Origin of the sequence: Algibacillus agarilyticus, from assembly GCF_003286125.1 — a bacterium.
GTDB classification, from domain to species: Bacteria; Pseudomonadota; Gammaproteobacteria; order Enterobacterales; family Alteromonadaceae; genus Algibacillus; species Algibacillus agarilyticus.
Map to the genome: position 1 here is coordinate 1 of NZ_QMED01000007.1, position 18,715 is coordinate 18,715.

General features: G+C 39.1%; 16 protein-coding genes. 10 read left to right on the top strand and 6 right to left on the bottom strand.

The genetic code is table 11. The annotated features are described in order from the left end of the window. Nucleotides 1-245 precede the first annotated feature (245 nt). Nucleotides 246-1,727 carry a GH1 family beta-glucosidase gene (locus DPX34_RS07485; protein WP_157964649.1) on the bottom strand — a complete coding sequence of 494 codons (1,482 nt, stop codon included), beginning with the start codon at nt 1,725-1,727 and terminating at the stop codon, nt 246-248. 146 nt (nt 1,728-1,873) lie between these two features. On the opposite strand from DPX34_RS07485, the gene DPX34_RS07490 reads away from it, so the two are divergent. Together DPX34_RS07490 and fadD are read left to right on the top strand one after the other, a co-directional pair. Next, a complete protein-coding gene (locus DPX34_RS07490; RefSeq protein WP_111977793.1) occupies nt 1,874-2,458 on the top strand; it encodes a DNA-J related domain-containing protein in 585 nt (194 codons plus the stop codon). Between the two features lie 344 nt (nt 2,459-2,802). Beyond that, the gene (gene fadD, locus DPX34_RS07495) at nt 2,803-4,485 is read left to right on the top strand and encodes a long-chain-fatty-acid--CoA ligase FadD (protein WP_111977794.1); all 1,683 of its coding nucleotides are present in this window, start codon (nt 2,803-2,805) and stop codon (nt 4,483-4,485) included. 50 nt (nt 4,486-4,535) lie between these two features. Here the strand turns inward: fadD and DPX34_RS07500 are convergent, their stop codons facing one another. From DPX34_RS07500 to DPX34_RS07520, 5 genes are all read right to left on the bottom strand, one after another. After that, nucleotides 4,536-5,498 (bottom strand): 2-hydroxyacid dehydrogenase, encoded by a 963-nt coding sequence (locus DPX34_RS07500; protein WP_111977795.1) that lies wholly within the window; start codon nt 5,496-5,498, stop codon nt 4,536-4,538. Between the two features lie 280 nt (nt 5,499-5,778). Continuing rightward, nucleotides 5,779-6,264 (bottom strand): glutathione peroxidase, encoded by a 486-nt coding sequence (locus DPX34_RS07505; protein ID WP_111977796.1) that lies wholly within the window; start codon nt 6,262-6,264, stop codon nt 5,779-5,781. Between the two features lie 42 nt (nt 6,265-6,306). Then, a complete protein-coding gene (locus tag DPX34_RS07510) occupies nt 6,307-6,909 on the bottom strand; it encodes a hypothetical protein (RefSeq protein WP_232824691.1) in 603 nt (200 codons plus the stop codon). Nucleotides 6,910-7,119: 210 nt separating this feature from the next. Further along, on the bottom strand, nt 7,120-8,556 hold the full coding sequence (sbcB, locus tag DPX34_RS07515) for an exodeoxyribonuclease I (protein WP_111977797.1): 1,437 nt from the start codon (nt 8,554-8,556) through the stop codon (nt 7,120-7,122). Between the two features lie 110 nt (nt 8,557-8,666). Further along, on the bottom strand, nt 8,667-9,851 hold the full coding sequence (locus DPX34_RS07520) for a class I SAM-dependent rRNA methyltransferase (RefSeq protein ID WP_111977798.1): 1,185 nt from the start codon (nt 9,849-9,851) through the stop codon (nt 8,667-8,669). A gap of 276 nt (nt 9,852-10,127) precedes the next feature. Here DPX34_RS07520 and tgt point away from each other — a divergent pair, with 276 nt between their 5' ends. From tgt to dnaX, 8 genes are all read left to right on the top strand, one after another. After that, nucleotides 10,128-11,249: a tRNA guanosine(34) transglycosylase Tgt gene (tgt, locus tag DPX34_RS07525; RefSeq protein ID WP_111977799.1), complete on the top strand. Its 1,122-nt coding sequence runs from the start codon at nt 10,128-10,130 to the stop codon at nt 11,247-11,249. 124 nt (nt 11,250-11,373) lie between these two features. Beyond that, entirely contained in the window at nt 11,374-11,709 is a 336-nt protein-coding gene (yajC, locus tag DPX34_RS07530) for a preprotein translocase subunit YajC (protein ID WP_111977800.1), read from the top strand. Nucleotides 11,710-11,721: 12 nt separating this feature from the next. Next, the gene (gene secD, locus DPX34_RS07535; RefSeq protein WP_111977801.1) at nt 11,722-13,575 is read left to right on the top strand and encodes a protein translocase subunit SecD; all 1,854 of its coding nucleotides are present in this window, start codon (nt 11,722-11,724) and stop codon (nt 13,573-13,575) included. 12 nt (nt 13,576-13,587) lie between these two features. Beyond that, nucleotides 13,588-14,532: a protein translocase subunit SecF gene (gene secF, locus DPX34_RS07540; protein ID WP_111977802.1), complete on the top strand. Its 945-nt coding sequence runs from the start codon at nt 13,588-13,590 to the stop codon at nt 14,530-14,532. Nucleotides 14,533-14,702: 170 nt separating this feature from the next. Continuing rightward, the gene (locus tag DPX34_RS22265; protein ID WP_269815514.1) at nt 14,703-14,825 is read left to right on the top strand and encodes a hypothetical protein; all 123 of its coding nucleotides are present in this window, start codon (nt 14,703-14,705) and stop codon (nt 14,823-14,825) included. Between the two features lie 52 nt (nt 14,826-14,877). Next, the gene (locus tag DPX34_RS07545; RefSeq protein WP_111977803.1) at nt 14,878-15,246 is read left to right on the top strand and encodes a response regulator; all 369 of its coding nucleotides are present in this window, start codon (nt 14,878-14,880) and stop codon (nt 15,244-15,246) included. Nucleotides 15,247-15,322: 76 nt separating this feature from the next. Further along, on the top strand, nt 15,323-15,868 hold the full coding sequence (gene apt / locus DPX34_RS07550; protein ID WP_111977804.1) for an adenine phosphoribosyltransferase: 546 nt from the start codon (nt 15,323-15,325) through the stop codon (nt 15,866-15,868). Nucleotides 15,869-15,873: 5 nt separating this feature from the next. Continuing rightward, nucleotides 15,874-18,696 carry a DNA polymerase III subunit gamma/tau gene (gene dnaX / locus DPX34_RS07555; protein WP_111977805.1) on the top strand — a complete coding sequence of 941 codons (2,823 nt, stop codon included), beginning with the start codon at nt 15,874-15,876 and terminating at the stop codon, nt 18,694-18,696. The last annotated feature ends 19 nt before the right edge of the window (nt 18,697-18,715 follow it).

Genomic DNA, 18,715 nt, shown 5'->3' on the forward strand with positions numbered 1-18,715 from the left:
CTAAATGCAGGTGCCTATTTTTACCTTTACGTGGCTTTCTCAGGTACATAACCTTTGTTGGGTTTATGCGGATATCGTATCACCCGGCTTACGCGCCAACGGCGCTAAACCGGTCTACGTCGTTTAAATTGAATAAATTTATCGCAGTATGACGGGTTAAATGGATTTTGTAGGGTGGTTTAGCGAAGCATGAGCGTAAGCCACCATTTTAATACACACCCTCCTTACACAATTTAATACATACTTTAATAAACAACGTTTGACCCTCTCGTGCCATTTTGTTCCACAGTCAAGGGTTTACTTTTTGATTCATTTTGCATGATATTTTGTTTATGTGTTTGTAGTAATGATTTAAACCAATAACCGCTTTGTTTTATTGTGCGTTGTTGGGTTTGATGATCGACATAAACCAAACCAAAACGTTTTTTGAACCCTTCATGCCATTCAAAATTATCTAATAATGACCAAGCAAAATACCCTGCACAATTTGAACCGGCTTTAATGGCTCGCGACACTTGATGCAGGTAGGCATTAAAAAATTCAACGCGTTTAATATCATCAACCTGATCATTAACAATATGATCAGTAAAGGCTGCGCCGTTTTCGGTGATAAATACTTTAGGGTTGTTATATTCGTCTTTAAGCAACATTAATAATTCGTATAAGCCTTCTGGGTAAACCTCCCAGCCCATGCTGGTATATTGCACGTTGTTGAGTTCATATTCTTTTTCGGGCGCTTTGGCCTGATATTCGGGCCAAAATTTATGCCCGATAAACCAAGGTGAGTATTTAACGCGATCACGTGAGTAATTATTAATTCCGATAAAGTCAATTGGGCTATTAATGATGTTCATATCGTTAGCTTCAATGGCCGGAAAAAACATTTTAATGCGATCTAGATGAGCTTGCGGGTAATAACCGCGCAAAATAGGGTCCAGAATCATGCGTCGCATGGTTAAATCAGCAAATTCAACTGCTTGATGGTCATATGGATTTAATTCGTCTAGTGGATAAATGGGGCGTAAATCAACTGTGATCCCCACTTGGTTATTGGCATTTGAACGTTTTAAATATTGAGCGGCTAAACCATGCGCTCTTAACTGATTATGTAACGATTGATAATAAGCCCAAATGTTATACCGCCCCGGTGCATGTATGCCTAAAAATTGCCCAGCAACGCAGTTAACAAAAATTTCGTTAAAGGTGATCCAGTTATTTATTTTTGCGCCGAGGTGAAAATTAACTTGCTCAACAAACTCTAAAAACCAATTGGCACAATCTCTATTGGCCCAGCCGCCTTTATCTTGTAATGCTTGTGGTAAATCCCAATGGTATAGCGTAACAAAAGGCGTTATGCCGGCTTTGTGCAAGGCATCTAACAAATTTGCATAATAGGCAATGCCTTGCATATTAACTTTGCCCGTGCCTTCTGGCATGATGCGCGCCCAAGAAAGGCTAAAGCGGTATGTTTGAAAGCCCAATGTCGACAATAGCTCAACATCATCAAGGTATTTGTGATAATGATCACAAGCAACATCGCCATTGGTGCCATCACCTATTTTTTTAGTGGTGTGGCAAAATCGGTCCCAAATGGATTCGCCTTTGCCTTCTGTTTGCCATGCACCTTCAATTTGAAAAGCGGATGTGGCGGTGCCAATTAAAAAATCAGTAGGGAAGGTTGGCTGCCCGACAAATAATGCTGATTTGTTTTTAAATTTGCAGTGCACAATTATCTCTGTCTTTTAGATTAAATGCTAAGCTTATAAACAGCATAGCGCTGCGGTGTTGCAAATTTATGGCATGGGTTGAGCGTGGTGAATGAATTATCTTTATTCATTAAAATAAAAATTTTGATTGGAGAGCTTAACTTTTTATGTTTTCAGCGCAACTGGATATGGCTATTGAAGCCTTGCTAAAAGATCAATTTGGCACGCATAGCGAGCTCGATTTAATTAAAATATTACAAGCTGAACCTTTCAATATTTTTGTTAATTACGATATGAAGTTTACTGACGAGTTATTTAAAATTCATTTTGCTTTATACAATGCGATTTATCGTTTGCGCACCAAGTGGTTAACCGAGCAAGTGGCCACTATTGAAATAAAGCTAAGTCGAATTACGATCTCGCCGTATCAAGACAAGTCCAGTTCAGCGATCAGGTTACCCGATCCCTTGCAAAGCTATTATTTAGATTGGTCTAATTTTTCAACGTCTTCGCATGATGTTGACAACATGCTCGAGCAATTTTGGCGTCAGATGACGGGGCATATTGCCGAGCCCAAGCAAAAGCAGCAAGCTTTGTCTATTTTAGGTTTGTCATTAAATGCGCATTTTACTGAAATAAAAAAGCGTTATAAATCATTGTGCATGAAACATCACCCCGACCGAGGTGGTAAGCCTGAAGAATACCGAACGGTGCAATGGGCATGGGGTATATTACAAAAATCAACGCGTTAATTTATTTGAATTTAAACACTTGTTTGAAAAAATGTTTAAAGCGTAACAAAATTATGACATTATTCAGCATAAATAATACGTTGTATTGACGTTGTGTTATACAGCTTAGCGAGACTTGTGCTGTTGTATAGTCAAAGCGATCGCGTTTTAGGGGAAGCCGTCAAGCTTCGAGACCCCATGAGCATATGCTCTACTATGTGATTGGGGCGAGTAAGCGCTGACAATGAACCATAAAACCTGAGCGAGAAGACTATAACACGCAACCATTTGAACCAGCAGCTAGTAAACTGGCGATCATTAACAACGAATTTTAACCGACTAATCAACATTAGAGAGTGACTAAAGTGGAAAGAACTTGGCTGAACAGTTACCCAGAAGGCATTCCGGCAGAAATCAATCCAGAACATTATAATTCATTGATTGATATTATTGAGCAATCAAGCGAACGCTTTACCGATAGAACGGCCTATATCAGTATGGATAAAGGGTTGTCATTCACTGAAATTGAGCGTCAAAGTCGGTATTTTGCGAGCTATTTACAAAATCATTTAGGGCTTGGTGTTGGTGATAAAGTCGCACTGATGATGCCTAACTGTTTGCAATATCCTATTGCTTTATTTGGTACGCTACGCGCAGGTTGTTGTGTTGTTAATGTTAATCCTCTCTACACTCCACGCGAATTAAAACACCAAATGATAGATTCGGGTGCCACGACAATTGTTATTATCGAAAATTTTGCTAATACCTTAGAAAAAGTGCTACCCGACACGCCGATAAAAAACATCGTGATGACTGGGTTAGGTGATTTATTAGGGCTCGTTAAAGGCACAATAGTTAATGCGGTGGTTAAACATATTAAAAAAATGGTGCCCGCTTATAAATTACCGCAGCCAGAGCCATTTAAACGCGCTATCGCGATTGGTTCATCACTTGAATATGTGCGCCCTGATGTTAAAGGCAGTGATTTAGCTTTTCTTCAATACACGGGAGGCACAACGGGGGTTGCGAAAGGGGCCATGTTAACGCACCGTAATATGGTGAGTAATCTTGAGCAAGTTTCAGCTTGGCTTGATCCGAGTATTGAATATGGTAAAGAACTGATTGTAACGGCTTTACCGCTCTATCATATATTTGCGTTAACGGCTAATGCACTTACCTTTTACAAGTATGGTGGTACTAACTTACTTATTACTAACCCAAGAGATATGCCCGGTTTTGTTAAAGAGTTAGGCAAGTATCAAGTGACCGTGTTAACGGGGGTAAACACGCTATTTAACGGGTTATTAAATACAACTGGTTTTGCTGATTTGGATTTTAGTCAATTCAAGTTTTCATTAGGCGGTGGTATGGCGGTGCAAAGAGCGGTAGCAGAAAAATGGCAAAAGGTGACAAGCTCTCCTTTGTTAGAAGCCTATGGTTTAACCGAGTGTTGCCCTGCTGTGACGATTAACCCTGCCTCTAGCGATAATGAATATAATGGCAGTATCGGTTTACCTATCCCTTCAACTGATTGCCGTGTTGTTGATGAAGAGGGTAATGAAGTTCCGGTTGGTGAATCCGGCGAGTTACAAGTTAGAGGCCCACAAGTGATGGCAGGTTATTACAATCGAGCTGATGCAACGGCTGAAGTCATGCGCGGTGAGTGGTTTTTAACCGGTGATATGGCTAAAGTGGATGAGCAAGGTTATTTTAGAATTGTCGACCGCAAAAAAGATATGATTTTAGTTTCGGGATTCAATGTTTATCCCAACGAAATTGAAAATGTTATTGCGATGCTCGATCAAGTATTAGAAGTGGCAGCGATTGGTCAAGAAGATGAGCGTTGTGGTGAAATCGTTAAAGTTTATATTGTTAAAAAAGACCCGAGTTTAACCACAGATGAGGTCATTGCGCATTGTCGTGAAAACCTAACAGGTTATAAAGTCCCTAAAATGGTTGAGTTTCGTGATGAATTGCCTAAAACCAATGTGGGTAAAATATTACGCCGCGAGCTCAGAGAAGAGAATAATAAGGCGTTATCGGTTTAGGTCTGAACCAAATAAAAGTAACGTCTTGTTTTAAATGCTTGTAAGGTTTTTTAGCTTGCAAGCATCTTATCTAAATTACTTAATGTGGTTTGCACAATACAGGTTAATGCTTCTTCAGTAAAAAAGCCTTGATGCCCTGTGATCACTACATTAGGGAAGGTGAGTAAACGTTGAAAAACATCATCATTGATAATGGTATTGGAGCGGTCTTCAAAAAAGAGTTTATCTTCTTGTTCATAAACGTCTAAGCCTAAATACCCTATATGGCCAGTTTTTAAGCTCGCTATAATCGCTGGTGTATCGAGTAATCCTCCTCGGCTTGTATTGATTAACGTTACCCCTGGTTTCATTAAACTGAGCGCTTTTTTGTTGATTAAATGATGGGTTAAATCAGTGAGTGGACAATGCAGCGATATAATATCAGCTTGGCTATACAGCGTATCTAAATCAACATAATCAACGCCAAGCTCTTCAGCTTTTGCATTTTTAATGAGATCATGTCCGAGTAATTTGCAGCCAAAGCCTTTTAATATTTTTAACGTGGCTAACCCTATTTTACCCGTACCGATTATCCCCACTGTTTTGCCGTGAAGATTAAAACCCAATAATCCGGTTAACGAAAAATTATCTTCTTTTACCCGGTTATACGCTTTATGGTATTTTCTGCTGAGTGTAAGTATTAAACCTAAGGTATGTTCAGCTATCGCCTCAGGTGAATAGGCTGGCACATTCATTAATGTAAAGCCTAATGATTTAGCGGCTGTTAAATCAATATTATTAATTCCGGCACAGCGAAAGGCGATTTTATTAATACCGAGTTCATTTAATATTATTAACGTTTTTTGGCTTAATTCATCATTTACAAATACGCAAATAGCATCTGAGCCTTTTGCTAATACTGCGGTTTCTGCGGTTAATCGCGCATCAATATATTGCAGGTTAAATTTGTTGTTATGTAAATCAAAGAAGGTTTTGTCGTAAGACTTTGCACTAAATAAGGTGATTGTCTTCATTTTTAGCTCCATTAATAACCTAAGCCTGCGTTAAGTTTATTTGCAATAGGCAAGTAATTGAGACAAGTAATTGAGGCAAAAAATTACCGCAGTCGACAATGTCTTATTAGAAATCATAAATAAATTATTCTTTCTAAATAAAAGCCTAAAGTATTGAAAAGCAGATAAATTTAAAAGCTGGCTGTATTTATTAACCTGAATTTAGGTTAAGTAAAGCATAAACCTGATTATGCAATGACGAGTCTAAAGCTGAATTGGGTTTTATTGAAGCGAGTATGGGTTATTTTTTAAGTAACTTAATGATTTGTTGCTCTAGATCAAGTGGTTTTACGGTTGGGCTAAAACGGCCGACTACTTGGCCTTCTTGGTTGATTAAAAATTTAGTGAAATTCCATTTGATACGCTTAGTGCCTAGCAAACCTTTTTTGGCTTTAGTTAAATATTGATATAACGGATCGGCATTTTTACCATTAACTTCAATTTTAGCTAATACCGGAAATGAAACATGATAATTAAGTGAACAAAATGATTGAATGTCCGTATTATTCGCCGGTTCTTGCTTGCCAAATTGATTACACGGAAACGCTAGAATTTCTAACCCTTGCGCTTTGTGTTTTTGGTAAAGCGTTTCGAGTTCTTCATATTGAGGAGTGAAGCCGCATTTACTTGCTGTATTAACAACTAAGACGACTTTATCTTTTAAACTTTCTAGGGCTAATTGCTCACCATTATTAAGACTAACTTTAAAAGAGTAGAAAACAGACATGTTAAGTTTACCTATTTAGAGTTAGTCTTAAGTGGTTATGAATTAGGCGTCGTTTGCTGCTTCTTCTGGTAATTTTTCACCTTTGCGACGGCGACGACGGGTTAATTCAAATTTAGGGTAATCAAATTCATACAATCTAACTTTGCGCCAGCTTCTATATTTATCAAATTTCATTTCATCGCCGTATTCATCCCACTCTTGGCGGAATTGGATCGCGGTTCGATATGCATGAAAATGTAGATCGGCATCAAAGGCAGTATAGCCTAAAGAGAAAGTTTTAACGGCTGGTTTGTCATCTTTACGATAACTTACCCAGAAGAAACGCTCAATTTCATTTCGACGCTTATCAATTTTTTCTCTATAGCCAACACCATTAAACCCACAGCTTGTTTCGGTGGTCGGTTTACGCACACGACGAATTTTGCTGGTTGGATGTAATGCTTTAAGTTGCTTGTTGCGGCTCATTGCAGCTCTCAATGCTTTTTCGATTCCACCCCATTGGTTATATGAGTAAAATCCACCTAAGTCCTTTTTTTTACGAATGAAGCGCATCTGACAACCAGAGCGGCAAGGAAAACTAATACCATGTGCATCTTCAACTAAAATTTTAGCGATGTCTTCAGGGACATAATCAGGTATTGACACGAGAATGAACCTCTTGGTTAGATGATTAAAATTAAAGGGAGTATAATATTGTGTTCAAGACAATATCTTTTTACAACTTAATACTAATACGAACTCTGTGGATATTCAATTACCCCTAACGAAAAAAAACGACGTTAGCCGATTTTTCTTTGTTTTTAACAACATTTAAGGGGTCACACGTATTATTGTCTTCATTAATCTTTGTTTTTGCTAAATTTCGTTAACAAAATGGTATAAAGATTTTAATATATTCAGCTTGGTTTCATCATTACTATGAAGTTCAACCAACTGCTCTAAAGCCTGCATGAGTGAATTAATCGTCATTTCATCGTTATGAGTATCGTTAGTTAATTTATCTGCACAATATGTATGCCATTTTTTTTGTTCTTGCTCATCTAAAGTATGTGGGTAATTTCGAGCTTTAAATCTAAACCATAACGTATTTAATCGCGGGTCATCAAATTCAGGTGACAAGGCCGCATATTGATCAGGTGAAGCACTTTGAATTTTATCTAAAAGCGCTACATCATGGGGTTTAAAAAAACCGTCATAAAGCATGTAATCCGCATTGGTTTCTTTTTCAAACCCAAGTTGATTATAAAACTCGACCAGCTTAGTGGCTAAGGCCGGTTGATTTTTTATGAGGGTTAAATGACTTAAGCATTTTTCTCTGTTGATGTTTAGGCGTTCTGCATTTTCGGCGGTTAAGGTTTTAGCGGGTGCCAGCACAGGGCATTTATTTATGTGCACTAACTTTATCGGTAAACGTTCTTCATCAGGCTCTAAATCTTCTGTGCGTGTAAAAAGTTTTTGCTGAATTTCGTCTACTGATAAATTAAATAAAGGTGTGGGATCTTTGTGTAAATCCAGCATGATCACGGCATTAGGGTTGCTCGGGTGCCATGCTAAAGGCACAACCCAGGTGCAACACCCTTGCGCTGCCGGTATTTTTGAAGAGACGTGCATCAAAGGGGTTAGGTTAACCACATCGATTAGTTTTTTGACTTCATGTTTGCTACGCAAATTAAATAAAAACTCAAATAATTTGGGCTGTTTATTTTTAATCAGCTCGGCGACACCAATGGTAGCCCAAACATCTGATAACGCATCATGCGCATTTGCATGTTCTAAATTATTGGCTTTACTCAGCGCTTCTAACTTAAAGCTCGGGCTGCCATCTTCTTTCAATGGCCAATTAATACCTTCTGGGCGCAAAGCATAACAAGTACGCACCATGTCGATAATATCCCAGCGACTATTACCGTTTTTCCATTCACGCGCAAACGGCTCAAATAAATTACGGTATAAACTGTAGCGTGTTACCTCGTCATCAAAACGAATGCTGTTATAACCCGCTGTACACGTATTAGGTTGTGCCATTTCAGCGAGTATTTTAGCCATGAACTCATGTTCATTTGTGCCTTTTTTAAACGTAAGTTGTGGCGTAATACCTGTGATCAAACACGCTTCAGGGTTAGGTAAATAATCAGCCGCGGGATAGCAATATATATTGATAGGCTTACCAATAGGCTCAAAATTTAAATTGGTTCTAATCGCGGCAAATTGACAAGGCCGGTCTTTTTTGGGTGATGCACCCCATGTTTCAAAGTCGTACCAGAGAATAGTGGGTTCATTACTTGAGTTCATATATATCTGCTTTTTATCGATTTATTCTGAATACTAGACAATATCAAACTTATTTTAGTAGGGGGCCGTATAATGAATAGACGCTATTCATTATACGTTTATAGATAAGGTTATGCGCGTACAACAAAGCCTTTTAGGTAATAACCTTCAGGATAAGCTAACCCAATAGGGTGATCTTTTGCTTGGCCTAGTTTTTCGATGAAAATGCCATTGCGATTAGCATCAAGCGCCGCATCAGCAATTATTTTTTGAAACAATGATTCTTCCATTAAGCCAGAACACGAGAAAGAAAGTAACGTGCCACCTTCGTTTAATAACTGAAAAGCTAACATGTTTATATCTTTATAACCGCGACACGCACCTTTAAGTTGATGTTTGTTTTCAACAAATTTAGGTGGATCAAGAATGATAGTATCGAATTTACGACCTTCTTCTTTATATTGTCTTAACAGTTTGAAAACATCTGCTTTGACAAATTCGGTTTCTTTTTCATCAAAGCCATTTAAAGTATGATTTTGTCGAGCTAAAGCAATCGCATTGGCTGAAATATCGACATTGGTAATGCTTTTAGCACCCGCTTGTTTGGCATATAAACTAAATGCGCCAGTGTAACTAAAGCAATTTAAAACGGTTTTGCCTTGACAGTATTTACGGGTCGCATAACGGCTATCACGTTGATCTAAATAAAAACCTGTTTTGTGACCTTGCTCTATATCAAGCTCTATTTTTAAGCCATGTTCGGTTATCACCACTTTTGTGCTTTCTTGTGGATTTGCTAACCAACCTTTTATCGGGTGTAAGCCTTCTTTTTTACGCACATCAACATCTGATCGCTCAAAAATAGGCGCATTGGGAAATACGTTTAAAAGCGCCGTTACGATATTGGCTTTGTGAAATTCAGCCCCCGCAGATAAAAACTGTGCCACGATAGTGCCCGCATAGTAATCAATGGTGACGCCGGGTAAACCGTCTGATTCGGCTGCGATTAAGCGATATGCATCACTTTCGTCTGCGATAATATCTAAACGGGTTTTTAATGCTTTTGTTATTTTTTGCTCAAAGAAATCAGCATCAATTGTGTCTTTAGCATTAAAACTCCATGCTCTTGCTGTAATTTGCGAATCTGGCGAATAAGCGGCTAAACACAAAAAATTATTTTTGTTATTGACGACTTCAACCGTTTCACCGCGCTCGGGTTTGCCTTGTATTTCTTTTATTGCGCGTGAAAACACCCAAGGGTGCTTTCTAATTAATGATTTGTCTCTGCCTGGGTTTAAAACAATGCGTGCTGTCATGGTGGTCTCGATAGATGCGTTTAATGAGGCGAATTGTACGGAGTGTGCATCTGCTGTGCAATCTAATTTAGACAATCAATTTTAGGTGTGTCGTCTTAACGAATATTAATGCTGCTTGGTCGTATTTTGAGGTTGTTATACGCATTTTCATCGTAAAAATGTCGGTATCTGTTAAATAGTTGGGGTCAATAATTGCTTTCTTTTGCCTATTTTGTTCAAATTGGGGCAAAATTAGAACCACCTTTTTTGTGGCTTGAAATAAAGCGAAGTTAATTGATGAAATTTGAAAAAATAACTACCGAAGGCAAAGCGCGACGCGGACGTCTTATTTTTGAGCGTGGCGTAGTTGAAACGCCTGCTTTTATGCCTGTGGGCACCTACGGAACGGTTAAAGGTATGTCGCCTGATGAAGTTAAAGATATCGGCGCACATATCATTTTAGGCAATACGTTTCATTTAATGCTTCGCCCTGGTACTGAAATCATAAAACAGCATGGTGACTTGCATGACTTTATGAACTGGCAAGGGCCTATTTTAACGGACTCGGGCGGTTTTCAAGTTTTCAGTTTAGGCGATTTACGTAAAATAAATGAAGAAGGTGTTATTTTTCGCTCGCCGATTAATGGCGAACGTATTGAATTAACACCCGAAAAAGCCATGCACGTGCAACGTGATTTAGGCTCAGATATCGTGATGATATTTGATGAATGTACGCCTTACCCTGCTACTGAAAAAGAAGCTCGTGATTCGATGGAGTTGTCTTTACGTTGGGCTCAGCGTTCTAAAGATGCTCATGACGGTAACCCCAATGCATTGTTTGGTATTGTGCAAGGTGGAATGTACCCTCATTTACGTCAAGAAAGTTTAGACGGCTTAGTTAAAATAGAATTTGACGGCTACGCCATTGGCGGGTTATCGGTTGGTGAACCTAAAGAAGATATGATTAATATTCTTGATCATATTGCTTGGAAGTTACCTGAAGATAAACCGCGCTATTTAATGGGCGTAGGCAAGCCTGAAGATTTAGTTGAAGCGGTTCGCCGTGGTATTGATATGTTTGATTGTGTTATGCCGACGCGAAATGCGCGTAACGCTCACATTTTTGTATCAAGTGGTGTTTTAAAATTACGTAACGCTAAACATAAAACCGACACATCGCCGTTAGAAGATAATTGCGATTGTTACACTTGTAAAAACTTTTCACGCGCTTATTTGCATCACTTAGATAAGTGTAATGAAATTTTAGGTGCTCGCCTAAATACTATTCACAATTTGCGTTTTTACCAACGATTAATGAGCGATATGCGAGATGCGATAGAAGAGCATCGTTTTGCTGAGTTTGTTGATGCTTTTTATGCGGCCAGAGAATTGCCTGTACCGACATTAGCCGAGGTTTAAACGTAACAATTTGCTAGCATAAAGCTTGATAATAAGCTTTATGCCCCAACGTATAGCCCACTAGCGCAATTTAATGCGCAAAACGCTAACAATAAAATTATAAATATATTAAGAGGATTTTTTGATGGATTTCTTTATTGCTTCGGCTTACGCCAATGATGCTGCTTCACCACAAGGTGGAAGTTTTATGAGCCTAGCTATGTTAGGTATTATGGTTTTAATCTTTTATTTTTTACTTTATCGCCCACAAGCTAAGCGTGTAAAAGAGCATAAAAACCTAGTTTCATCGCTTTCAAAAGGTGATGAGGTACTAACGCAAGGCGGATTATTAGGTAAAATTACTAAAGTAACTGAAGAGAAAGATTTTGTTCAAGTTTCTTTTAGTGAAAACGTAGAAGTGGCTGTACAAAAAGCGGCAATTACGGCTGTTTTACCGAAAGGCACTATCAAGTCAATCTAAAAGGCGACTCTTGTGTTAAATAAATACCCTTTATGGAAGTACATCATGCTGATTATGATAATCGGCGTGGGTTTTTTGTTTGCGTTGCCTAATTTGTATGGTGAAGACCCTGCTTTGCAAATTTCGGGGTTACGCGGCGCTGAATTAGAATTGGCTGATCTAGATCGAATTAAAGGCGAACTAGACACAAATAGCATTAAGTATCAATCGGCTGCAATTGTTAATAATCAAGTTGAAGTGCGATTTTATGATACTGAGGCACAATTAACCAGTAAAAAAGCGTTAAACCATTCATTTGGTGAAGACTACGTTATTGCTCTTAATTTATCGCCCGCCACGCCAACATGGTTATCTGATTTAAACGCTAATCCGATGAAATTAGGCTTGGATTTACGGGGTGGTGTTCACTTCTTGATGGAAGTCGACATGAGTGCGCCACTCAAGAAATTCGTCGAAGAGACCGTTTCTGGTTTTCGTATGGATTTACGCGAGGCTAAAATTCGTTATCGCAGAGTGAGCGAAGTTAAAAATGGTGCACAGGTGGAGTTTAAATCAGAAGAAGATTTAGATAATGCCGCCCGTATTTTGAAAAAGAAATATGCTGATATCACATTCAAAGATTCGACAGATGAAGGCTTTATTTTAGTTGGCACATTAGGTGAACTAAAAATTAAAGAAATCAAAGAAAATGCATTACAAAAAAACATTACGATCATTCGTAATCGTGTAAATGCAATTGGTGTTGCAGAGCCTGTTGTTATGCGTCAAGGCGCAGAACGAATTGTTGTTGAATTACCGGGTGTACAAGATACAGCGCTTGCTAAGTCAATCTTAGGCGCGACGGCAACGCTTGAATTTAGACTGGTTGATCAAGAAAACGATGTTCGTTCTGCTGCCAATGGTCGTGTGCCGGCGGGGAGTGAATTATTTTATCGCCAAGATTCGGGGCAGCCAGTATTGGTTAAGCGCCGTGTCATGTTAACGGGTGATCATATTATTAACGCATCTTCTAGCTTTGATGAATATGGCAGCCCACAAGTTAACATCGATCTTGATTCTAAAGGCGGTAGTATTTTCTCTAATGCAACTAAAGGTGCTATTGGTAAGCCAATGGCCACGTTGTTTATTGAATATAAGCCAACAGGTAAACGTGATCATGATGGTAACCCTGTGTTTAAGAAAAACATTGAGGTTATTAATGTTGCGACTATTCAAGCGCGTTTAGGTCGCTCATTCCGTACAACTGGATTAGGTTCACCTCAAGAAGCACAAAACTTGGCTTTATTACTTAAAGCGGGTGCTTTGATTGCGCCTATCCAAATTGTGGAAGAGCGCACGGTAGGGCCAAGCTTAGGTCAAGAGAATATCGACTTAGGTATGCAAGCTATCATGTGGGGGTTTGTTTTAGTCTTGTTCTTTATGGCTATTTGGTACAAAGGTTTTGGTTTAGTAGCCAACTTAGCACTAGCCCTAAACTTAGTTTTGATTGTTGGGGTCATGTCGATGATTCCAGGTGCCACATTAACCTTGCCCGGTATGGCGGGTATCGTGTTAACCGTGGGGATGGCTGTTGATGCTAATGTGCTGATATTTGAGCGTATTCGAGAAGAATTACGTGACGGTAAGGGGCCACAGCAAGCCATTCATCAAGGTTATGATAGTGCATTTTCGACTATTGCTGATGCTAATATTACGACCTTTATTGCGGCTGTTATATTGTTTGCCATTGGTGCAGGACCGATCAAAGGCTTTGCGGTTACGTTAGCGATTGGTATTGCAACATCGATGTTTACTGCGATCGTGGGTACACGTGCGGTTATCAATTTAGTATACGGCGGACGTCGTGTTAAAAACTTATCGATATAATAGGGCTTAATTATGTTTGCCATTCGTTTTAAAGAAACTATCGAATTTATGTCATATCGCAAAATTGCGATGATATTTTCGGGGTTACTTATTATTACTTCATTAGTCTCGTTGGGTGTTAACAAGCTAAATTTTGGTCTGGATTTTACCGGCGGAACGTTAATTGAAGTTGGCTTTGAACAGTCGGCTGATTTAAAAGCTATCCGCACGGTTTTAGACTCGAATAATTACTCAGATGCCGTTGTTCAGCATTTTGGTTCAAGCTCTGAAGTGCTTATTCGGTTAGCGCCTCGTGATGGTGTTAAAGCCGTTGATATTAGCAATGATGTTCTCAATGTTTTAGATAGTGCCGGACAAGGAAAAGCCGATATTCGCCGTGTTGAGTTTGTTGGCCCGAGCGTAGGAGAAGAGTTAACAGAGCAAGGCGGTTTAGCGATGTTAACGGCGTTGATCTGTATATTGATTTATGTCGCATTTCGTTTTGAATGGCGCTTTGCGTTAGGGTCGGTATCGGCACTTGCGCATGATGTTATTCTGACTTTAGGTTTATTCTCGGTGTTAAACATTGAATTTGATTTAACGGTTTTAGCGGCAATATTAGCGGTTATTGGTTATTCGTTAAACGATACGATTGTGGTATCGGATCGAATTCGTGAAAACTTTCGTCGTTTACGTAAGGGTGGACCAGAAGAAATTATCAATATTTCACTGACTCAAACGTTAAGCCGAACGATGATAACCTCTGTAACAACGATATTAGTATTACTGGCTTTGTTCTTTAAAGGTGGAGCTCTAATACATGGTTTTGCTACGGCGTTATTGTTTGGTGTTTTTGTGGGTACTTATTCTTCGGTTTATGTCGCCAGTACAATTGCATTAACGTTAGGCGTTAGTAAGGATGACTTAATTCCGACTGTTATTGAAAAAGAAGGCGCAGATCAAGACGCGATTGTTTAATAGCGTATTGAGATAATAGTGCAAATAACTAAAGGCAATGCAATCGCATTGCTTTTTTTTATTTTATGGCTAACGAGAGTTATAAGTCATTTAGGTTAAATTTGTGTAAACAACTAGATTTTTATACCTAAAGTGGCTAGTATAGCGCGCAAATTTTTAGGAGTATTATAATGTCACATCATGATGAAGAAGGTGAAAGCGTAACCGTCGTGCATTTGTTTATCGCGATTGCCGTACTAGGTTTACCTTTGCTTCCCGCTATTTTAACGTGGTTTAATTTATTAGCTGCGTAGTTAATTTTTACACATTCACTTTTGCATAAGTAACATGAATTAAGGAAGAAACATGTTGATATTACTCGTCGATGATAATGCCAAAATTAGGCATGATATTAAATTGAGCTTAACCTCTGATGGGCATGAAGTTATCTGTGCCGAAAATGGGTTAACAGCATGGTCACTTATGCAGAAGAATGAATTTGATTTTGTTATAACGGACCACATTATGCCTATTATGAACGGCATAACCCTTGTTGATAATATTCTACGAGCTGATAAATTAACAGCTAATAAATTGGTTGTGCTTTCAACTAAAATTGATGCGGTTATTAAACATAAACTGGCCAAATATGGTGTCGCTTTAATGAGCAAACCAGTGAGTTATAACTCACTTAAAAATAAATTAAACACAGAACAATCTTTGTCAGTCGCTTAAATTATAAAGTGTACCTTGCATTTATTTGGTAATTTGCTTTAATGCGGGCATAAGATATCAAATAAAAATAGCTAAAATGAATCCTGAAATCCTCGCTAACATCAAATCAAGTATTACGACCATTCCTGATTACCCTAAAAAGGGGATCATGTTCAGAGACATCACCAGCTTAATTCAAGACAGCGAAGCCTTTAATCAAACGATAGATTGCTTCGTTGAGCATTATAAAGATCAAGGTTTTACCAAAGTACTTGGCGCTGAAGCTCGTGGTTTTATTTTTGGTGCGGCGATCGCTCATCGACTCAATATTGGTTTTATTCCTGCTCGTAAGCCACATAAGCTACCACGTGAAACCATTAGTCGCTCATACCAATTAGAGTATGGTGATGACGCGTTACACATCCATAAAGATGCCCTTGACGCTAATGATAAAGTCTTGGTTGTAGATGATTTAATTGCCACTGGCGGCACGATAACAGCTGCTATTGAGTTAGTACGAGAGTTAGGTGCCAGCACAACTGACGCGGCTTTTGTTATTGGTTTACCTGAGTTAGGCGGCCTTGAAAAATTAAGTGCACTTAATATGAATTCTTTTTGCCTAATCTCATTTGATGGTGAGTAATTAATATGAGCTATCAAGTACTGGCCCGAAAGTGGCGTCCCCAAATATTTAGTGAACTGGTTGGACAATCTCACGTTGTTACGGCTTTATCTAATGCATTAACGAATGACAGACTCCATCACGCTTATCTTTTTACCGGTACTCGAGGAGTTGGTAAAACAACCATCGCTCGTATTTTTTCTAAAAGCTTAAACTGTGTTAATGGGGTTACTGCAGAGCCTTGTGGACAATGTCAAAATTGCTCATCAATTGAAGAAGGCCGTTTTGTTGATCTCGTTGAGGTTGATGCAGCATCGCGTACTAAGGTTGAAGATACACGCGAAATTTTGGATAACGTGCAATATCGTCCTAGCCAAGGGCGTTATAAAGTTTATTTGATTGATGAAGTCCATATGTTGTCGCGCCACTCTTTTAATGCTTTGCTTAAAACGTTAGAAGAGCCACCGCCGCATGTGAAATTTTTATTGGCAACCACCGATCCACAAAAGTTACCCATTACGATCCTTTCACGTTGTTTACAATTTAGCTTAAAAGCTTTAACGCCTGAGCAAATTAATAAGCAGTTAGCACATGTATTAACGGCAGAATCATTACCTTTTGAAGCGGCTGCGCTTGATAAATTGTCGTTAGCGGCTAACGGCAGTATGCGAGATGCGTTGAGTTTAACTGACCAAGCGATAGCTCAAGGAAATGGCAAAGTCGGTGAGCAAATTGTACGCAGTATGTTAGGTATGTTAGATGAGCAACATATTGCACAATTATTAACGGCTCTTGTTTCTGCTGATTTTGATGCGGTGATGAATGCGATTGATCAACTTTCGTTAGCGGCTGTCGAGCCTTCGCAAGCGCTTTTAGAATTAATTAATGCCTTACACCAAGTTGCACTTGTTCAAGTATTACCCAGTTATAAACGTTTAAACCCAGCACTGGCGACTTTATTAACGGAATTATCTCAGCAATTATCAGCTGAGCAGATCCAGCTATATTACCAAATATTGCTTGATGGGCGTAAAGATTTACCTTATGCCGCTAACCCGCGATCGGGTTTAGAAATGACGTTGTTACGTGTTTTATCTTTTGCACCGGTTAAAACAATTAACCCCGATGTGATCACCGCAGAAGTCACAGAAAAAAAAACTGAATTAAATAGAGAACTAAATACAGAGCTAAACACAAAATTAAAGACTGAAAGGTCAGCAAGTGATGTAAAAACGTCTAAACCTGACATTCAAGTTGATAATAATATTAGTGAAGGCGTGGTTGATAACGACGCCGATTCACTACAACATTCAGAATTGACTTCTGTTCACTCTGAACCTGAACCGCTTAACGTTACCGATTCATCTGTGAGTCATTCTGCTATTTCTGCTCTCGCTCCTGCCGAATCTATACAGAATGTGCCATCGGCAATAGGTGAGCAAGTTAAAGCACCTTCAGATTCGAGAACGACAAAACCGGAAGTTGAAACTGAATTACCGCGTACTTTAGAACCAGAACCAGAACAAAAAATAACAACGCCAACAGCTGCTCTTAACACAGCCGATACTGCCAATGTGCTGATGGACGTACATGAGCAGATGGGCTCTGTTTTTGCTTCGCAATTTGATGATCCTGGTTATGGTAATACGCATGAATCAGCAGAATATGATCCTGCAATGGATGCTGATTACCATGCGAACTCTATTGAAAATGAATTTCCGCCTTCAGAATTTGAACCGCTAATTGATGATGAATATTTATCAGCCCAACAAGCGCAAATTGAATCTTTAGCCGCTAGTCAAGGATTTGACCAATCCGGTGTGGGTTCAGTTCAAAATGAACCTTCTGATATCGAACAATCAAATCATAAACCGCTACTGATTGATGAAAATGTAACCGCTGAAAGTTTAGATATTATGGGTGCGTTGCTAGGGATAAGAGCGCAAAAAAAACAGTTAGCAGATAAACAAGAAACTGAAAACGCCAGTAATCGTAGCTTTAAAGATCAGGCTCCTAAACCGTCACCCTCGGTAACAAATGAAGCTCAGGCCGCTGATACAAAACCCGAACAAAATGACAGTGAATTGGGGTTGTCTTCGGTAGAGGAAAATCATATTGAGCAGGCCATCCAAGCGCCTGGGCAACCATTTAATGATCCCAGTATCAACAACCAAGATGCTAACGCTATCAACTCAGACGCACATGAGCATGATAATGATGTGCCTTGGGTTGATGAGTTTTCTGGCGATATGTTTGCTGAATCAAGTGATGAGTTATCGACTTCCGATCCATTAAGTACCGAGCGCGAACCCGTTAATGAGCCTATCCCTGCTGCTGTGAATCATACGGCGAATAGCCCCGTTGCACCAGAGATACAGCCGGGTATGACTAACGGCGCTTCGTTAGCCCCTTCACATTCGATTAATGATTTGTCATTACAAGAGAAGGTTCGAGGCGGTGTTATTAAGTCAGCCGAGGTTGATTTATGGGCCGAGGTTGTTGATAGTGCTGATTTAATTGGTTTACAGCGCCAGTTTGCTTTGCATTCTACTTTAGAGCAACAAGGTGATTTAGTTGTACTTTCTTTGCAAGCCGAGCATGCGCATCTTGATACTGAAAATAACCGACTGAAAATAACGGCTGCATTGCAAAAAGCACTGGGCCAACAAGTTGCTTTGCAAGTTAATATTGCTGACCGACCGCAAGTCACTCCGTTTAATATTCAAACTCATATTGATGTTGAACGACTTGATTATGCCAAAGAATTAATATTGAGCGATGTAAACGTTCAAGCGTTACAAGAACACTTTAATGCTGAAATTGATCTTGAATCAATTAAAGCTATTTAATCTTAATAAATTGATATAG

Coding starts and splice junctions, on each gene's coding strand:
- DPX34_RS07490 (WP_111977793.1), top strand. CDS start 1,874: ATGTTTTCAGCGCAACTGGATATGGCTATTGAAGCCTTGCTAAAAGAT.
- DPX34_RS07500 (WP_111977795.1), bottom strand. CDS start 5,498: ATGAAGACAATCACCTTATTTAGTGCAAAGTCTTACGACAAAACCTTC.
- DPX34_RS07505 (WP_111977796.1), bottom strand. CDS start 6,264: ATGTCTGTTTTCTACTCTTTTAAAGTTAGTCTTAATAATGGTGAGCAA.
- sbcB (WP_111977797.1), bottom strand. CDS start 8,556: ATGAACTCAAGTAATGAACCCACTATTCTCTGGTACGACTTTGAAACA.
- DPX34_RS07520 (WP_111977798.1), bottom strand. CDS start 9,851: ATGACAGCACGCATTGTTTTAAACCCAGGCAGAGACAAATCATTAATT.
- tgt (WP_111977799.1), top strand. CDS start 10,128: ATGAAATTTGAAAAAATAACTACCGAAGGCAAAGCGCGACGCGGACGT.
- yajC (WP_111977800.1), top strand. CDS start 11,374: ATGGATTTCTTTATTGCTTCGGCTTACGCCAATGATGCTGCTTCACCA.
- secF (WP_111977802.1), top strand. CDS start 13,588: ATGTTTGCCATTCGTTTTAAAGAAACTATCGAATTTATGTCATATCGC.
- DPX34_RS22265 (WP_269815514.1), top strand. CDS start 14,703: ATGTCACATCATGATGAAGAAGGTGAAAGCGTAACCGTCGTGCATTTG.
- DPX34_RS07545 (WP_111977803.1), top strand. CDS start 14,878: ATGTTGATATTACTCGTCGATGATAATGCCAAAATTAGGCATGATATT.
- apt (WP_111977804.1), top strand. CDS start 15,323: ATGAATCCTGAAATCCTCGCTAACATCAAATCAAGTATTACGACCATT.
- dnaX (WP_111977805.1), top strand. CDS start 15,874: ATGAGCTATCAAGTACTGGCCCGAAAGTGGCGTCCCCAAATATTTAGT.